Genomic DNA, 16,609 nt, shown 5'->3' with positions numbered 1-16,609 from the left:
GCGACAGGACAGGAAGGCGCCACGCCCGGTCGGAGCCGCGCAGGCGCCGACCGTCACGATCGGAAGGAAGGGGTTGCCTCGCTCGCGCGGCGCACGAGGTGCTCCGACGCACAGGAGGCTAAGCATGAGCGAGACGAAGAAGCCGCCCTACGGGACGACCGTCACGAAGCCGGACATCGGCGGAGGAGTCGAAGTCGGCGGCGGCGAGAAGGCCGCCGCCGCCACCCAGAGGAAGGCGCGCGAAGAGGCCGACACGGAGAAAACCCCGCCAAAGCGGGATGTTCCCCAAGAGAAGAAGGACGGCGACTGAACCGTAGAGCAAGGGGGCAAGCGGCCGGGAGCCGCGGAGAAAAGGCCGCCTCGCACAGGCGCGCTTCGGGGACCTTGACGGTGAGGGGACCGCTACCGAAATCTTCCTCGCCTTCAACAGGAGCCAAGGAGGAGAACGGTGCTGTACACGGTCATTTTCGAGGGTGACAACGATCCCTCGGCGACGGTCGTTGATGGCGCTCTGAACGCTCTGAACCTCGCCCAGCATGAAGCTCGATCAAAGAGATGCGAGGTGACCATCGCCACCGAGAACGGTTGGTACATGAGCCTCGACGAGCTGGAGGAGCTCGTCCGTCAGTGAGCTTCGGCCCCCGCGGCGGCGGGGGCCCTTTCTTTCCGCAGGGAGGAAAGCATGGGCAGCATCGCCGACTTCACCGCGTCGGTCGCGGTCGATTCAGGCGTCGGGTCCCCGTCCGACTACGATCAGTCCATTCAAGCCCTGGACGCCTACCTCGCCCAGTTCGGACCCGCCGACCAGCCGCGGGCTCTCCGGGCGGCGCTGCAGGCGCTGTCGAGCCTCAAACTCACCGGCGAGACTGCGGCCGCGGCGCGGGCGGAGATTGTGCGACGCCTCGAAGGCATGACCTGACGGCGGACGACGTCAGCGCCCTGAGCTGAGGAACCGGCCGCCGGATGCGTCGTTGGCTCCCGAGACGAGGGAGACCGACATGCCGACGAACGCATACGAGCTTTTCGAGATCGAACCGGGCCGCTGGAGCTACCGCTTCGGCGACGAACCATCGGGCGAAACCTATCCCTCCCGTGAAGCGGCGGGGATCGCGGCCGAGCAGGTGGCCGCCAGGCGCGCGTCCGCCCCGACCGCGCCAGACGATCCTAAGGAGTAGCGGCTCACCGCCAGCCGGCGACCTTCGCGCGCCCTGCCGTATTTTAAGGGCGCCTTCTCTAAGGAATGCTGGCGCCCCCGACCGAGATCTGACGCTCGGCCGGCGGCCGCGCCTCAACTCGCTTCCGACAGCCGGCGTGAAAGAACGCGGTCCGCGCCGTACGCAATGATGAGCGAGACGCCCACCAGCGGAAACAACGCCGCGATCGCCATGGTGATCAGCGCGACGGTCCGCACCCGGGCGGGCGCCAGCGGACGCGGCGCGCCCAGTGCGCCTTTCGGCCGGCGGCGCCACCACATCACGGGGCCCGTGATCGAAAGCGCCGCCGCCCCGACGCAGGCGAACAGCATGACGATCTGGTTCGCCCAGCCGAAGTAGTTGCCCATGTGGAGCTGGACGCCCAGTTCCACCGCCTTGGCGACGGGCCCGTAATCGTCGAAGCCGACATCGTTTGCGACGCGCCCGGAATACTGGTCGAGCTGAACCGTGCGCTGCCCCTGGGGGCGATCCGGATAAGTGTAGGCGGAATAGACCCCGCTTGGGCCTGCGGGCAGCGACAGCCGATAGGGATGCTCCATGCCGGCCGTAGCGAGAATCCCGGCTACGCGGTCCACGCCGATCGGCTTGGCCGCCGCATCGGCCGGAGCGCTCTCATGCATGCCGTGATGCGCCGAATGATCTTCGGAGGCCGGCATCGGCGCGTTCTCGAGAGCCCACGGCGCCTCGCCCGCAGCCTGCTTCATCGTCGGCGCGGAGGCCGGCGCCGCGCCGTGATTGCGGTGGCTGACGGGATAGCCGATTCCGGCGACGTCCGCGCCCGCACGCAGCAGCGAGCCCCAGACATTCGCCCATGGCAGGCCTGTCAGGATCAGGAACAGGATCAGCCCGGCGGTCCAGACGCCGGTCACGGCGTGGAGGCTTTTCCAGAACGGCCGCCCGGTCGCGCGCAGGCGCGGCGTCAGGGCGTCGGCGAATCCTCGCGCGCCGCGGGGCCACCACAGATACAGCCCGGTCACGAGCAGCACCACGCCCCAGCACGCGGCGAGCTCGACGATCGCATCGCCGAAGGCGCCGAGCATCAGCGAGCCGTGGAAGCGGTCGGCGAAGCCGACGAGCGTGCGCTCGTAGACGTAGGACCCGAGCGCCGCTCCCGTCCCGGGATCGACGAAGACACGCAGAGCCGTCCCGTCGCCGGCGGTCACGAACACCTGGGCGCTGCGGTCCGGCGCGCTCCAGGTGTCGATGCGCGTCGCCTTCCCTCCGTGGACGCTCGCTTCCGCGGCGGCGATCAGGCGGCTCAGCGGCAGCGCGGCCTCGTAAGGCGCGACGATGCGTTTTTCGGCGTGAAGGACGTCGTTGATCTCGTCGTTGAAGAGGTAAATCGCGCCCGTCACGCTGAGGATCAGCAGGAACGGCGCGACGATAAGCCCGGCGTAGAAATGCCAGCGCCAGACGGCGCGGTAGGTCGCGGGGTGCGAGAGCCAGCCCATCGTCGCCTCGCTCAGAACTTCACGCTGTAGGTGACGTCGAAGCTGCGCGGGGCGCCGACGTAGACCTGAGTGGAGCTGTACCCTGACCACTCCGCGTAGAACCTGTTGGTCAGGTTGCGGCCGCGCAGGGTGAGCGTGCCGCCGACGGGCACGTCGTAGGCGATCGAGGCGTCCAGCAGCGTGCGGCCGTCCACGCGGATCGTGTTGGCGTTGTCGGTGTAGAAATCGCCGACATGCCGCACCCCGGCGCCGAAGGTGACCGGGATCGAGGCCAGTCGGTAGGTCGTCCAGAGGTTGAATGTCTGCTCCGGCACGTTGAGCGGACGGTTGCCCTTGCGGTCAGCGCCGCCCTCTTCAAGCTTGGTGAACTCGGCCTGCAGGATCGAGGCGTTGGCGTTGACCCTCCACTGCTCGGTCACGGCGAAGGAGACGTCGAATTCGACGCCGCGGGAGCGCTGGTCGCCGCCCTGCTCGGTTCGTCCGCCGGCGTAGGTCCGAATGATGTCGTGCTGCTCGATCTGGTAGACCGACGCCGTCGCGACCAGCCGGCCGTTAAACAGCGAGGTCTTCACGCCCGCCTCGATCGACTTGCCGGTCGTGAGATCAAGGCCAGCGCGGGTCGAGTTGCTCAGCAGGAGGCCGGAGACCGGCGCGATTGCGGTGGTGTACTGGCCGAACAAGCTCACCTCCGGTGTCAGATCGTAGACCGTGCCGAGCCGCCAGGTGGTCGTCGAGTAGTCGTTGCCGAAGCGCGTGGTGGTCCCCGCCTTCAGGTCGTCGACCGTCCGGTCGAGATTGATCCAGTCGTGCCGCAGGCCGCCGACGACGATCCATTCCGGCGTGACGTTCAGCGCGTTCTCCAGGAACACCGCCGTGTTGTCGACGGTGCTGTCGAAGTTCTGACGCGTGCCGAAGCCGGCCGTGCTGTCGGGGAAGTCGCCGCGGTCCGGATCGTAGGGGTCAACCGAAGTCGTCGAGCCGAAGCGGCGGCGGGAGCCGAAATCGGTGCGCATGTATTCGAGGCCCGCGACGAAGCGGTTGCGTCGGCCGCCGATCTCTCCGTCGAAGTTCGCGGATGTGCGGTTGGTCCAGGATTGCTGGTCGTGGCTGATCAGCGTCAGGCCGCGGTCAATCTGCTTCGTGCCCGCATTGTAAAGATAGTCCTCCGAGTTTCGCCACAGCCGGTTCGCGTTGTAGAAGGCGAAATCATTCTTCAGCGTCCACTGGTCGGTGAGCTGGAACGCGGCGCTGGTCCGAGCCCAGATCGCGTCGGACTTCATCACGCCGTCGTCGACGTTGTAGTTCTTTTTCCAGATCGACTTGTCGAGCACGAGACCCTGGTCTCCGCTGGAGACCACGCCGCTCGGATTCTTGGCGTCGTCCCGCGGCACCAGCGGCGTGCCGAAATAGGCGGTCGAGAAGTCGTCGCGAAAGTAGTCGAAGGCGGCGGTGATCGTCAGGCGGTCGGTCGGCTTCAGCGTGAGGCCGGTGGTGACCTGCACGTTTTCGCTGTCGGTGTCGTTCACGTAGCCGCCGGAGCGGCCGTAGAGCACGCTCGCGCTCGCGGCCGCGTTCTCGGAAATCGGCGTATTGAACGAGGCGCCGGCGCGGAAGGTGTCGAACGAGCCGTAGCTCAGCAGCGCGTCGGCCTTGGTCACGCCCAGTTCCGGCTTGCGGGTGACGAGGTTGATCGTGCCCGCCAGCGCCCCAGAGCCGCTCACCACCGAGGCCGGCCCCTTCAGAATCTCGATGCGGTCGAAGCTGTAGGCGTCGTAGTTGCGCGAGGCGATCAGCGGGTCGATCGCGCGGACGCCGTCGACGGAGTAGCCCACCGCGCCGCGGGAGAAGCCGCGGATGGCGGTGACCCCGGGCTCGCCCGGCAGGTTGCCGGCGACGACGCCGGGGGCGGACTGGTAGGCCTCGATCAGCGAGCGGCTGCCCTGCTCCTGCAGGCGCTCCTGTGTGAGCACGTTCACGGTCGCGGGCGTCTCGCGCACAGTCAGCCCCAGCCGGCTCGCCGCCTCCGTCGTGCGGTTGAGGATCTTGATCGGCGCGCCCTCGACGGCGGCGGCGCCTTGGCCCTCAACGCTGATTTCGTCGAGGGCGATCGTGCCGCCGTCATCGGCGGAGGCGATGGAGACCGAGGCCGCGCCGAGGGTTACGAGCAAGACCGCGCGCCAGGCGGTCGACGACATGAAGGCGGGCCGCCGGGCGCCGAGAGGCGCCGACGGGGACGGAAAACGAGGCACGGGAAGCTCCACGCGAACACGAGGCCGCGGACGGTTTTGTCGCGCGGCTGGACTGACGGCTTGGCAGGAGACGGGCGGCCGAAACCGCGCGCGTCAGGCCAGCGCCGGCGGGCCTCGCGTGCTGCGGGGGGATCGTTCGAGGATGACGGGCGCCGCGGCGCGAGCCTCGGCGGGCGTCCGAACGAGCTGGACGTCGCCCGAGACGGGCGCGGTCGCGAACGACGGCGGCGGCGCCGAACTCCCGCCATGGAGCTGGCAGGCGGCGACGCAACAGCCCGGCAGGGCGCCATGGCCTTTCGCCGGAGCGTGGTTCGAAGAATGCGCGGAGATGCAGTCGACGAGAGCGGCTTCGGCCGCGGCCACAGGCAGCGAACCGATCGCAACCCCGCCGAGCGCCGCCTGGATCACGAGCAGATACGCGAGCAGAAGCCCCCGTATCATGTCGCCCGCTTTCCGACCTGCCGCCACCAAATGGCCTCCCCGCCGCCCGATTTAGCTAAAGCAAGAAGCCGCAGGCGACAACACGGGAGCGGGCGCGTCGACGCCGCCGGCGTCATGGCGGCGTCCAAGCCGAACGGGAGAAGAGGCGGCCTTAGCTCGCGCCCTTCCCTCTGGCGTCCAAGGAGATCGCGCGCATGCCCGCCGACCGGCGCATGGGGCCGATGATCATCGACGAGACGGCGCCTCAGCTCCCACTACTGCGCGGGACGCTGGCCAAAACGTCGGAGGTCGCGCGACTACAAGCCAACGTCGGAGCGTGAACCTCCAACCGGCTTCGTCGGCTAGTGCGATTTCCGCAAGGGAAGGTTGGTACCACCACCTGGGCTCGAACCAGGGACCTCTTGATCCACAATCAAGCGCTCTAACCAACTGAGCTATGGCGGCACGGGTCGTTTTGCGGGGCGGAACCTAGGCGAAACCGATCGCTCAGGCAAGCAGGGAGAGTGCGGTTTTGCTCCGGCCGTCGCCTCCGCCGTCAGGGCCCGTTCACGCGAACGCCCGGACCGCGATCGAGGCCCGGGCGTTCGTCGAGAGGTGGCTTGGGGGCCCGAAGGCCCGAGGCGACGCGGTCGTCAGCTCGCCTGCGCGAACTTCACGCCCTTGGAGGCGATCTCCTGGAACGGCTTGGCGCCGTCGGTCGCGGTCTTCTGCGCGAGCGCCGAAAGCTCCTTCACCTGCGCGCCATAAACGTCGAACTGCTTGCGCGCATAGGAGGTGTGGAGCTCGACCGCCTGGCTCACCGACTTGGCGCCGAGGAGCGCGCTCAGGAAGTCGAAATGGGCGTTGACGTTGCTGCGGGTGGCCTCGACCGACTTGCGGCCAAGCTCCTTGTAGCCCTTGCTGAGGGTCGCATAGGCGTCCTCGAGGGCGTCGGTGGTCTCCTCGGCCGCGCTCTTGAAGCGGCTGTAGGTCTGCTTCGCCTGCGCGACGCCCTTCTCGGCCAGCTCCCGTACGGGAGCGGCGATTTCGTTCGCTGCGGTCTCGACCGCGGCGGCAGTCTGCTGGATCGTCTCTTCGGTCTTGGCGGCGACCGCCTTGGGGCTCGTAGCCATGTCAGCCTTCCTTGTGCTTGTTTCCGGCGGAACGCGACAACCGGGTGAGGACCGACGCTCCGCCGTATGGCGCACGGACCCTTACGCCCGCAGCGCCACGCGATGACCAACGACCGCAGCGCCGCGAAAACTCTTGTGCAGCGCAACATAAAGGCATGGAGGCTCGGCTTCAAGGCCGAAATGGCGCGGAATTGAGCCGCCGTAGGCGCCCGGCGATTTGGACGGCGGGGCGCGGACGGCGCGAGCGCGCGGTCCGGGATCGCCGTCACGCCCGAAGTCCAGGCTCGGGCATGACGGCGCGCTGACGTTCCGGTGGGGGCGCTCAGGCCTTCCGAGTTTTCGTGAGAGTCTCGACCTGCCGGGACAGCGCCTCGACCTGGCCGCGGGCGAACTCCGCCTGGATGGCCATCATCTCCTCGATGCTCTTGGCCCGCACCAGCTTCTGGGCGAAGGCGAAGCTCGCCGCCACATTGGCCTCGGCGTAGGAGACCGCGGAATCGGCGGTGGCGCGGACGTTGCGCTCGGCGTCGGCGGCGTGCTGCTCGGCGGTTGCGGCGGCCTTGTGCGCAGCTTCCATGAAGCCGTCGAACGCCTTGCGCGCCTGCTCCACGCTCTGCTCGGCCAAGTCGCGCATTTCGTTCGGAATTTCGTATCCGCCGCTCGCCATGACGATCGCTCCCTTTGCACGGTGCCGAGGGCCGGACGAACTGCGACGTCTCGCCGCGGAAGACCGGCCACACGCTCTCGTAGCAGCGGGATTCAGGCCACGCAAACGTCCATTGGCGCCACTCGGGACCCCAATCCCTAACGCCGGTTAACCCTGCCGCGCGGTTCCGTTGGACGAGGCCCCGAGGCGCATGGACGCGATTTCCCCGGCTCTGTAATTTAAGCCTTTGTTAACGTAGGCGCCGCTCCCCCGGCGCTCGAGGAGCGCATGGACTCTACCCCCGCCCCGTCGACGATTTCAGACGAGCCCCGGCTCGCGGCACTCGCCGACGCGCCTGCTCCGGCGCTGCTGGTGGGCGGCGAGGGCGAGATCGTGTGGGCGAACGCCGCCGCCGGCGCGCTCCGCCTCGGCGAACGGCTCGACCCCGCGAGCGCGCGCGCGGCTGTCGGCGCCGAGGGCCTGCTCAGGCTGCGCCTCGGCGGCGCCGGCCGTTTCGCCCCGATCGCGCTGCGCGCCGAGCCGCTTGCGATCGGGGACCGGGCCTTCACGCTCCTCGCCGCGCTCGCCCCGCTGGCGCGTTCGCCCTGGTCGGTGCCGGCGCCCGCGCCGGTTGTGAAAGGACAGGAGCCGCTCGCCGAAAGCGCGCCGGATGACGTCGTCGAAGCCGTGGCCGAACCGGCCGCCATCGCGAGCGACGCCGAAGCGGCGCCGGAAGCGCTGTCCGCGCCGTTCGACGATCCGCCTCCAGACCCGCGCGTCGATCCGCCCTCTCCTGCCCCGGAAGCCGTCCCTCCCGCGATCGAGCCCGCCGCGGCGGCGACGCCCGCGCGCGACCTCCGCTTCGTGTTCGAGCTCGACGCGGACGACCGCCTGTCGTTCCTGTCGCCCGACCTCGGCGAAGCCGTCGGCGACAGCGCGGCGGCGGCGATCGGGTGGAGCTGGCGCGCGCTCGCCGACGACCTCGCGCTCGATCCCGAAGGCGCCGTCGCCGAAGCGATCGCCGCGCGCCGGCCGTGGCGGGACCTGCCCGTGTCCTGGCCGATGGCGGCGGGCGGACGCCTTGCGCTGACGCTCTCGGCGTTGCCGGTGTTCGACCGCGGCCGCACCTTCGCGGGCTTCCGCGGCCTCGGGATCTCGGTCGAGCCTGTCACCGAACCGGCTTCCGCCGAAGAGACGTCGCCGGCGGCGGAAGCTCCGCCGCCCGAAGCCGTGCCGTCCTCGGCCGCCGAGGAGCCCTCCCCGGCTCCTGCCTCCGCCGAACTCCCGGTCGCCGCGGACGCCGCGACCGAGGAGCCCCCGGCCGAACTGCCGCTGGCGGACTTGTCCGCGGCGGAGCCCTCCCCGGTCGAAGAACCGGCCGAGGATGCGGAAGGCTTCAGCGACAACGTCGTTCCGCTGCGCGACACGCAGGTCATGCCGCCGCGCGCCGGACTCTCGAGCCACGAGGCCAGCGCCTTCGACGAGATCGCGCGCCGGCTGCGCGAGCCGGCGACCGCTCCGTCCCCCCGCGACATCTGGGAGGACATCGCCGCGGACGCCGAGCTTCCGCTCGGACCGGGCGGCGACGCACAGACGACGCCCGCCGCCGCCGACCTGCTGCGCCTGCTCGACCGGATGCCGCTCGGCGCGCTGGTGCTGCGCGGCGACGACGCGCTCTACGCCAACCGCGCCGCGCTGGACATGACCGGCCACGCCGACGTGGCGGAGCTCGCCGCGCGTGGCGCAGGCGCGCTGTTCGCCGAGCCCCTGTCACATGACGAGGCCGCACCGGGCTCCATCCGCCTCGTCGCGAAGGACGGGGCCGAGATCGACGTCGGCGCCAAGCTGTCCGCCACCATGTGGGGCGACGCGCCGGCCACCGTCGTGCTGCTCCGCCGCGGCGAAGGCGGGGCCGCGGCGCTCGCGACGGCCAGGCAGCGCGAGAATGAGCTCTCGGCGATCCTCGACACCGCGACCGACGGCGTGCTGACGCTCGACTCCGCCGGCCGCGTGCTGTCGATCAACCGCAGCGCCGAGGCGCTGCTCGGTTACGAGGCGCGCGAACTGGTCGGCAGCCTGTTCTCGCTTGCGCTCGCGCCCGAGAGCCGCCGCGTCGCCTTCGAGTATCTCGACGGGCTGCGCGCGAACCCGGTGGCGAGCCTGCTCAATGACGGCCGCGAGGTTCTGGGGCTGGTGCGGCAGGGCGGCGCGATCCCGCTCTACCTCACCCTCGGGCGCGTGGGCCGCCCGGAGGACGGCCGCTTCTGCGCCGTGCTGCGCGACATCACCCACTGGAAGAAGGCCGAGGAGGAACTCATCGCCGCCAAGCGGCAGGCGGAGCGCGCCAACGCCCAGAAATCGGACTTCCTCGCCAAGGTCAGCCACGAGATCCGCACGCCGCTCAACGCCATCATCGGCTTCGCCGAGGTGATGATGGAGGAGCGCTTCGGCGCCGTCGGCAACGAGCGCTACAAGGAGTACCTCCGCGACATTCATCTGTCCGGCGGGCACCTCATCAGCCTGGTGAACGACCTGCTCGACCTGTCCAAGATCGAGGCCGGCAAGCTGGAGCTCGACTTCGCCGACGTGGACCTGAACGAGGCCGCGACCCAGGCGGTGGCGCTGCTGCAGCCGCAGGCGAACCGCGAGCACATCATCATCCGCACCTCGCTCGCCCGCAGCCTGCCGCGGGTGCGCGCCGACCAGCGCTCGATCCGCCAGATCGTGCTGAACCTCGCGTCGAACGCGGTGAAGTTCACGCCCGCCGGCGGCCAGGTCATCGTGGCGACCGCGCTGAACGATCTCGGCGAGCCGGTGATCCGGGTGCGCGACACCGGCGTCGGCATGTCGCGCAAGGAGCAAGCGCTCGCGCTGGAGCCGTTCCGGCAGCTCCCCGTCTCGGGGCGGGAGGGGGCCGGCCTCGGCCTACCGCTGACCAAGGCGCTGGCCGAGGCGAACAACGCCGTGTTCTCGCTGCAGAGCGCGGTCGGCGAAGGCACGCTGGTCGAGGTGACGTTTTCTTCGCTCACGCGCGCCGCGAGCTGACCCCACCGGCCGCAGAAACGATTCAGCCGTTGACGCGCGGGCCTGCGACCCTTAAGTGAAAAGCGAGGTAGATCAACAGTTTAGATGAATTCCAAACTGTAATCTTCCGGTAAGCTTCGTCACCCATCGGCCACGATCGACGGACGCCGCATGATCGTCTGCTCCTGCAATGTGCTGAGCGACTCGCAGATCAAAACGACGATCCGGGACGAATCCGCCAGCCCTCGCACGCCGGGCCAAGTCTACCGCTGCCTCGGCTGCAGCCCGCAATGCGGCCGCTGCGCGCGCACCATCAAAGCGATGCTCGACGACATCCGCGGCCTCAAGCCGCGCGAGGAAGCCGCGGCCTGCGGCGCATGCCCCGCGGCCTGCCCGTCGATCACCCACGGCGCCGGCGAGGTGCTGGGCTTCGCAGGCGACGTCGTGGAAGTCGCCACCATCGACCGCCGCCACCGCTGACGGCGTATTTTCCCTGCCTGTTCGGCCTTTGAGCGCGGAGCGTTCGCGCTTGCGATGTCGCGCCCCCTAGTTTAGAAGCGTTCTAGGATTTAACGCTTCCGGCTGACGCCGCAGGAGGGACGCCATGAAGGGCGACGCGAAGGTCATCGATTATCTCAACCGCGGCCTGCGGTCGGAGATGACGGCGATCAACCAGTACTGGGTGCACTACCGGCTGCTCGACGATTGGGGCTACCAGGCGCTGGCGAAAAAGTGGCGCGCCGAGTCGATCGAGGAGATGCAGCACGCGGACAAGTTCGTCACGCGCATCATCTTCCTCGAGGGCTTCCCGAACATGCAGGTGCTCGACCCGCTCAGGATCGGGCAGACCGTCAAGGAAGTGCTGGAGTGCGACCTCGCGGCCGAAACCGAGGCCCGCGCGCTCTACCGCGAGGCGGCGCTCTACTGCCAGGAGATCGGCGACCTGCCGAGCAAGAACCTGTTCGAGGAGCTGATGACGGACGAGGAAGGCCACATCGACTTCCTCGAGACCCAGCTCGATCTCGTGGCGAAGCTCGGCGAGCAGCTCTACGCCCAGCACCACATCGGCGAACTCGACGACTGATCGTCGACCGCCATCACCTCACGAACGCCCGGCCTCGGCCGGGCGTTTTCGTTTTCACGCTCAGCCCGACGGGAACGACCGGCCCCCAGACGCCCCGCTCGCGGGCGTCATGGAGCGGCTGAAGGACTGAACGCCTGCGGCGTCAGGCGTTTTCCGGCGCGTAGGTGAAGGTCCAGGTCTCGGTCAGGGCGCGCTCGCCCGCCTTCAGGAAGGCGCGCAGCTCCATCGCGCGGCCGGTGTCCGCCTGCACGTCGATGCCGACGCGGAAGCCGCCGATGCGCGGGTTCGGCGTCACGAAGGCGCCGCCGATGCGGCCCGAGGAGGACGAGGGCGCCACCTGCACCCGCGACGGGTCGTTCAGGTAGTAGGGAAGATCGCCGCCGGCGAAGTCGATGATGAAGCGCTGGGCCCCCGGCGGGACCGGCTCGGCCGAGCCGAGAGCCGCGGCGCGCGTCGGATAGGTGTTCACGGCGCGCCCGCCCGGATGCATCCGCCCGTCCGAGGACAGCGACTTCAGCCTGTATCCGTAGACCCGCTCCTGGCCCGCCTCGACCGGCTCGTTCGAGACCCAGAAGGCGACGATGTTGTCGTTGGTCTCGTCGTCGGTCGGCAGTTCCAGCAGCTCGACACGGCCGGCGCCCCAGCCCTCGCGCGGCTCCACCCAGTAGCTCGGGCGAAGCTGATAGGCGAGGTCGAGGTCCTGATAGTGCTCGAACAACCGGTCGCGCTGCATCAGCCCGAAGCCGCGCGGATTGGTGTCGAGGAAGGACGAGATCTGCGGCGTCTTCGGGTTCCGCAGCGGGCGCCACACCCATTCGCCGCCGCCTGTCTGCAGCAGCAGGCCGTCCGAATCGTGCAGCTCGGGACGGAAGTCGTTGAAGTGGCGGCGCTGGTTCTCGCCGTAGAAGAACATCGAGGTCAGCGGCGCGATCCCGAGCTTGGCGATCGGCTTGCGGGCGATCAGCGTCGCCGTGACGTCCACCACGGTGTCGACGTCGGGGTAGACGACGAAGCGGTAGGCGCCGGCGAGCGACGGGCCGTCGAGCAGGGCGTAGATCGTCGCGTGGTCGGCGTTGGCGCCCGGCATCTCGATCCAGAACTCGCGGAAGTCCGGGAACTCCTCGGCGTTCGGGCCGCCGCTGTCGACCGCGATCCCGCGCGCCGAGATGCCGTAGACCTGATTGCGGCCGAGCACCCGGAAGTAGCTCGCGCCGATGAAGGAAATCAGCTCGTCGAACACCCGGGGGTCGTTCAGCGGGTAGTGCAGGCGGAAGCCCGCGAAGCCGAGGTCGACCGGCAGCGGGCGGTCGAACTTGTTGCCGCCGTAGTCGAACAGGGAGCCGGAATAGGGCGCCGGCGTCGCGATGCCGTCGCGCACCACGTTCACCACCACGGGACGGCGGTAGAGGAAGCCGGGGTGGAAGAACTGCATGCGGAACGGGCCGCCGCCAGAGGCGAGCAGGGCGCGGTCGGGCCGGAAACGGATGTCGCGGTATTGGTCGAAGGTGAGGTTGCGCAAGCCTTCGGGCAGCTCGCGCGCGGACGGATCGTAGGGCTGGCGCGCCAGATCCCGCGCCCGGCGGACGACGTCCTCGTAGGCGAAGGCGGGCTGCGGCGTCGGCTGCTGAGCGACCGCGACGGTGGTCGCGAAGGCGGCCGCCGCGCCGCCGAGAACGAGCGCGCCGCGGCGCGTGAAGGCAAGGCGATCGGTCATCGTACGCTGCAAACAGATTGAGGCGGGGAGCTCGATCGAGCCGTAGGACGATCGCGCGGCGTCTGCAAGATGGCGCGCTAGCCGCTCCCCGCCGCCTCGCGCTCGCGGAAGGCGCGACGGGCGCTCTCGACCTGAGCGTAATGCGCTTCCGCCCAGATCCAAACCCCGCAGAACGCCGCGCCGAGACTGCGGCCGAGCTCGGTGAGGGCGTAGTCCACGTGCGGCGGCACGACGGGATGCACGGTCCGGGTCAGCAGGCCGTCGCGCTCCATCTGGCGCACCGTCTTGGTCAGCATCTTCTGGCTGATGCCGCCGACGGCCCGGGCGATCTCGGTGAAGCGCAGCACCCCGCCCTCCTCCAGCGCCTCAAGCACCAGCATGGTCCACTTGTCCGCGACCTGCCCGATGACGTCGTTCACCAGCGCCTCGATCGCGGGATCGGCGGCTTGGGGCGGCGGGCGACCCCGCTTGGCCTCGATCACAGGGTCTTCGGAGAACCGCTTCATTCCCACGCTCTCCTTTTGGTAACTATGGAACTTTCCGGAGCCTACTTCCCATTGGGGAGCGTCAATTTATCTTCCTGGTCGTTGAACAACAAGGAGCGACGACCATGGACATCGGCAACGCCACCATCCTGATCACTGGCGGCGGCTCCGGCATCGGCCGGGGTCTCGCGGAAGCCTTCCACGCCGCGGGCGCCAAGGTCATCATCACCGGGCGCCGGCAGGCCGCGCTGGCCGCCGTCACGGCGGCCAACCCCGGCATGGCGTCGATGGTCCTCGACGTGGCCGACGCCGCCGCGATTCCGGCCTTCGCCGAGCGGCTGATCGCCGAACATCCCGCCCTCGACGCCGTGCTGAACAACGCCGGGATCATGGTCCCGGAGAACGTGCCCGCCGGCGGCCATCTGGAGACGGCGGAGCAGACGGTCGCGACCAATCTGCTGGGGCCGATCCGGCTGACGGCGGCGCTGCTGCCGCATCTTCTGACCCGCCCGCGCGCCACGGTGCTGACCGTGTCGTCGGGCCTCGCCTTCGTGCCGCTCGCGCTGACCCCGACCTATTCGGCGACGAAAGCGGCGATCCACTCCTACTCGGTCGCGCTGCGCCGCCAGTTGCGGGACACGCCGGTCGAGGTCATCGAGATCGCGCCGCCCTACGTGCAGACCTCGCTCATGAGCGAGGCCCAGGCCTCCGATCCGAACGCCATGCCGCTCGACGCCTTCCTCGCGGAGACCATGAGCCTGCTCGCGCAGCCCGGCGCGACGGAGATCGTGGTGGAGCGCTGCAAGCCGCTGCGCTTCGCGGCGGAACGCGGCGAGATGGCAGCCACTTTCGAGGCGCTGAACAACCGGCACTGAACCGGCGCGCCCTCCCCGCGGAAGCGGTTTCGGGCGAAACCAAGATCCCTCAAAAATATTCGCCGTCGCGAGCCAAAAGTTTTTCTTGAATGCGACGGCGAACGCCCTTATCTCCGGCGCTGCCCAATGAACGCGTGCCTGTGTCGTGTGTCGGGTTGGCGGGAACTCCCCGCCGGGCAACCCGATGGCCGGAAATCCCAACCGGCTCTAAGTCGCCTCTCCGGCGGCGGACGCGACGTGAAGCAACGACGTAGAGGGCTTTTTTGGTCTCTGCCGGCTCTCCAAAGGCCGGGGTCACTGAAGAGGCGACTACTTCCTTGCCGGGCGCGCGGGTCGCGGGTTTCCCCCAAGTCCCAAGCGTGGCGCCGACCTTGCCGAGACGGTTCGCGCCGTCGCGAAGGTCGTCGTGACTACGGCGTGATCGAACGGCCGGGCTCCTGACGGAGTCGGCCGCGGGATGCTGACGACGACCGAGGCGCGTCTCCAACGCGCGCTCCGGGCGATCGGCGTCCTTCAACCGTCACTCTGAACTTGCGTTGGGAACCCGCCATGGCCTCTCACCTCGCCGCCCTCGACAACGACCGCATCCGCCGATTCCTCGCGGAGAAGAACTCGTCCGAGCCGATCCTCGTGGTCGACAGCGAGATCGTGCGCGACAATTACGCGAAGATCGCGCACGCGCTGCCGGACACGCGGGTGTTCTACGCGGTGAAGGCCAACCCGGCGCCCGAGATCCTCAGCCTGCTGGCGGAGCTCGGCTCGTGCTTCGACTGCGCCTCCGTGGTCGAGATCGACATGGCGCTCGCCGCCGGCGCGACCCCCGACCGCATCTCGTTCGGCAACACCATCAAGAAGGAGCGCGACGTCGCCGCCGCCTACGCTCGCGGCGTGCGCCTGTTCGCGGTCGACTGCCGCGAGGAGGTCGAGAAGGTCGCGCGCCAGGCGCCCGGCTCGCGCGTGTTCTGCCGCATCCTGGCCGACGGCGCCGGCGCGGAGTGGCCGCTGTCGCGCAAGTTCGGCTGCGCGCCCGAGATGGCCGCGGACGTGCTCGATCACGCCCATCGCCTGGGCCTGCAGGCTTACGGCGTGTCGTTCCATGTCGGCTCTCAGCAGAACAACGTCGGCGCGTGGGATTCCGCGCTCGCCTCGGCGTCGCAGATCTTCCGCGACTGCGCCGAGCGCGGCATCACGCTGTCGATGGTCAATCTCGGCGGCGGGTTCCCGACCCGCTACCTCAAGGACATCCCGGCGGTCGAGGCCTATGGCGAGGCGATCTTCGAGGGCCTGCGCGCGCATTTCGGCAATCGCATCCCGGAGACGATCATCGAGCCGGGCCGCGGCATGGTCGGCAACGCCGGCGTGATCGAGGCCGAGGTGGTGCTGGTGTCGAAGAAGTCCGAGGCGGCCGACGAGCTGCGCTGGGTCTACCTCGACATCGGCAAGTTCGGCGGTCTGGCCGAGACCATGGACGAGGCGATCCGCTATCCGATCCGCACCGCACGGGACGGCGACGCGAAGAGCCCCTGCGTGCTCGCCGGCCCGACCTGCGATTCGGCCGACGTGATGTACGAGAAGGCGCCCTACGCGCTGCCCGTGAGCCTCGAGATCGGCGACAAGGTGCTGATCGAGGCGACCGGCGCCTACACCACGACTTACGCCGCGGTCGCGTTCAACGGCTTCGCGCCGCTCGCCTCCGTCGTCATCTGACCGCCCAGGTCGTCTAACCCCTTCAGGAGGGTTTCATGGCCGTCATTCTGGACGAGGGCCCGGCCGACGCCGGCGCCCGCGAGGCCCTGCTCGACCGCGCCTTCGGCCCGGCCCGCTTCGCCAAGACCTGCGAGCGGCTGCGCGAGGGCCGGCTGCCTGCGCAGGGGCTCGCGCTCAAGGCCGTCGACGCGTCCGGCCGCATGGTCGGCACGCTGCGCTTCTGGCACGTCGCCGCAGGCGACCGCGCCGCGCTGATGCTCGGCCCGCTCGCGGTGGAGCGGGAGGCGCGCGAGGAGGGCGTGGGCTCCGCGCTGATGCGCGAGGGGCTCGCCCGCGCCGCGGCGCTCGGCCATGACGCGGTCGTGCTGGTCGGCGACGCGCCCTACTACGCCCGCTTCGGCTTCGCGGCCGAGGCGACCGAAGGCCTGAGCCTGCCCGGCCCGGTTGAGCGCGCGCGCTTCCTCGCGCTCGAACTGCAGACCGGCGCCCTCGACGGCGCGAACGGCATGGTGCGCGCCACCGGCGCGATCGCCCTGCCGCGCCGCGCGGCCGTGGTCGCCGCTCCGAAACGGGCCGCCTGAGAAGGCCGCCCGACCCGATCCCTCGC

17 protein-coding genes and 1 tRNA gene are annotated in these 16,609 nt (G+C 69.5%); 10 read left to right on the top strand and 8 right to left on the bottom strand.

What is annotated here, in order from left to right:
- The first annotated feature begins 124 nt into the window (after positions 1 to 124).
- The 4 genes from ACFSCV_RS08710 (at position 125) to ACFSCV_RS08695 (ending at position 1,175) form a co-directional block, all read left to right on the top strand.
- Positions 125 to 310: a hypothetical protein gene (locus ACFSCV_RS08710; RefSeq protein WP_378798970.1), complete on the top strand. Its 186-nt coding sequence runs from the start codon at positions 125 to 127 to the stop codon at positions 308 to 310.
- 138 nt (positions 311 to 448) lie between these two features.
- Positions 449 to 631: a hypothetical protein gene (locus ACFSCV_RS08705; RefSeq protein WP_378798968.1), complete on the top strand. Its 183-nt coding sequence runs from the start codon at positions 449 to 451 to the stop codon at positions 629 to 631.
- Positions 632 to 682: 51 nt separating this feature from the next.
- On the top strand, positions 683 to 919 hold the full coding sequence (locus ACFSCV_RS08700; protein WP_378798966.1) for a hypothetical protein: 237 nt from the start codon (positions 683 to 685) through the stop codon (positions 917 to 919).
- A 79-nt stretch (positions 920 to 998) separates the two neighbouring features.
- A complete protein-coding gene (locus ACFSCV_RS08695) occupies positions 999 to 1,175 on the top strand; it encodes a hypothetical protein (RefSeq protein WP_378798964.1) in 177 nt (58 codons plus the stop codon).
- 113 nt (positions 1,176 to 1,288) lie between these two features.
- Here ACFSCV_RS08695 and ACFSCV_RS08690 read toward each other — a convergent pair whose 3' ends face one another.
- From ACFSCV_RS08690 to ACFSCV_RS08665, 6 genes are all read right to left on the bottom strand, one after another.
- The gene (locus ACFSCV_RS08690; RefSeq protein ID WP_378798962.1) at positions 1,289 to 2,665 is read right to left on the bottom strand and encodes a PepSY-associated TM helix domain-containing protein; all 1,377 of its coding nucleotides are present in this window, start codon (positions 2,663 to 2,665) and stop codon (positions 1,289 to 1,291) included.
- A gap of 11 nt (positions 2,666 to 2,676) precedes the next feature.
- A complete protein-coding gene (locus ACFSCV_RS08685; protein WP_378798960.1) occupies positions 2,677 to 4,860 on the bottom strand; it encodes a TonB-dependent receptor in 2,184 nt (727 codons plus the stop codon).
- A 147-nt stretch (positions 4,861 to 5,007) separates the two neighbouring features.
- Positions 5,008 to 5,355 (bottom strand): hypothetical protein, encoded by a 348-nt coding sequence (locus ACFSCV_RS08680; protein WP_378798958.1) that lies wholly within the window; start codon positions 5,353 to 5,355, stop codon positions 5,008 to 5,010.
- A gap of 367 nt (positions 5,356 to 5,722) precedes the next feature.
- A tRNA-His gene (locus ACFSCV_RS08675) sits at positions 5,723 to 5,799 on the bottom strand.
- 188 nt (positions 5,800 to 5,987) lie between these two features.
- Positions 5,988 to 6,467, bottom strand: coding sequence for a phasin (locus ACFSCV_RS08670; protein WP_378798956.1), 480 nt, complete (start codon positions 6,465 to 6,467; stop codon positions 5,988 to 5,990).
- Positions 6,468 to 6,789: 322 nt separating this feature from the next.
- Positions 6,790 to 7,134 carry a phasin family protein gene (locus ACFSCV_RS08665; protein WP_378798954.1) on the bottom strand — a complete coding sequence of 115 codons (345 nt, stop codon included), beginning with the start codon at positions 7,132 to 7,134 and terminating at the stop codon, positions 6,790 to 6,792.
- A 267-nt stretch (positions 7,135 to 7,401) separates the two neighbouring features.
- Here ACFSCV_RS08665 and ACFSCV_RS08660 point away from each other — a divergent pair, with 267 nt between their 5' ends.
- The 3 genes from ACFSCV_RS08660 to bfr all read left to right on the top strand — a co-directional run bounded on the left by ACFSCV_RS08660 (position 7,402) and on the right by bfr (position 11,221).
- Positions 7,402 to 10,158, top strand: coding sequence for a PAS domain-containing sensor histidine kinase (locus tag ACFSCV_RS08660; protein ID WP_378798953.1), 2,757 nt, complete (start codon positions 7,402 to 7,404; stop codon positions 10,156 to 10,158).
- 150 nt (positions 10,159 to 10,308) lie between these two features.
- Complete coding sequence (locus ACFSCV_RS08655) at positions 10,309 to 10,617, top strand: (2Fe-2S)-binding protein (protein WP_378798951.1); 309 nt, start codon at positions 10,309 to 10,311, stop codon at positions 10,615 to 10,617.
- 124 nt (positions 10,618 to 10,741) lie between these two features.
- Entirely contained in the window at positions 10,742 to 11,221 is a 480-nt protein-coding gene (bfr, locus tag ACFSCV_RS08650; RefSeq protein WP_378798949.1) for a bacterioferritin, read from the top strand.
- 142 nt (positions 11,222 to 11,363) lie between these two features.
- On the opposite strand, the gene ACFSCV_RS08645 is transcribed toward bfr, so the two are convergent.
- Both ACFSCV_RS08645 and ACFSCV_RS08640 read right to left on the bottom strand, forming a co-directional pair.
- Positions 11,364 to 12,935: an OpgD/OpgG family glucan biosynthesis protein gene (locus ACFSCV_RS08645; protein WP_378798947.1), complete on the bottom strand. Its 1,572-nt coding sequence runs from the start codon at positions 12,933 to 12,935 to the stop codon at positions 11,364 to 11,366.
- 77 nt (positions 12,936 to 13,012) lie between these two features.
- Positions 13,013 to 13,441 (bottom strand): winged helix-turn-helix transcriptional regulator, encoded by a 429-nt coding sequence (locus ACFSCV_RS08640; protein ID WP_378798945.1) that lies wholly within the window; start codon positions 13,439 to 13,441, stop codon positions 13,013 to 13,015.
- A gap of 104 nt (positions 13,442 to 13,545) precedes the next feature.
- On the opposite strand from ACFSCV_RS08640, the gene ACFSCV_RS08635 reads away from it, so the two are divergent.
- The 3 genes from ACFSCV_RS08635 to ACFSCV_RS08625 all read left to right on the top strand — a co-directional run bounded on the left by ACFSCV_RS08635 (position 13,546) and on the right by ACFSCV_RS08625 (position 16,583).
- Positions 13,546 to 14,295, top strand: coding sequence for an SDR family oxidoreductase (locus ACFSCV_RS08635; protein WP_378798943.1), 750 nt, complete (start codon positions 13,546 to 13,548; stop codon positions 14,293 to 14,295).
- A 549-nt stretch (positions 14,296 to 14,844) separates the two neighbouring features.
- On the top strand, positions 14,845 to 16,002 hold the full coding sequence (locus ACFSCV_RS08630) for a type III PLP-dependent enzyme (RefSeq protein ID WP_378798941.1): 1,158 nt from the start codon (positions 14,845 to 14,847) through the stop codon (positions 16,000 to 16,002).
- Between the two features lie 35 nt (positions 16,003 to 16,037).
- Positions 16,038 to 16,583, top strand: a complete 546-nt coding sequence (locus ACFSCV_RS08625; protein WP_378798939.1) for a GNAT family N-acetyltransferase — start codon at positions 16,038 to 16,040, stop codon at positions 16,581 to 16,583.
- Positions 16,584 to 16,609: the final 26 nt, after the last annotated feature.

The sequence above is a fragment of the Methylopila henanensis genome, assembly GCF_042681025.1.
Lineage (GTDB): Bacteria > Pseudomonadota > Alphaproteobacteria > Rhizobiales > Methylopilaceae > Methylopila > Methylopila henanensis.
This window is presented reverse-complemented; position numbering and strand designations above follow the sequence as displayed.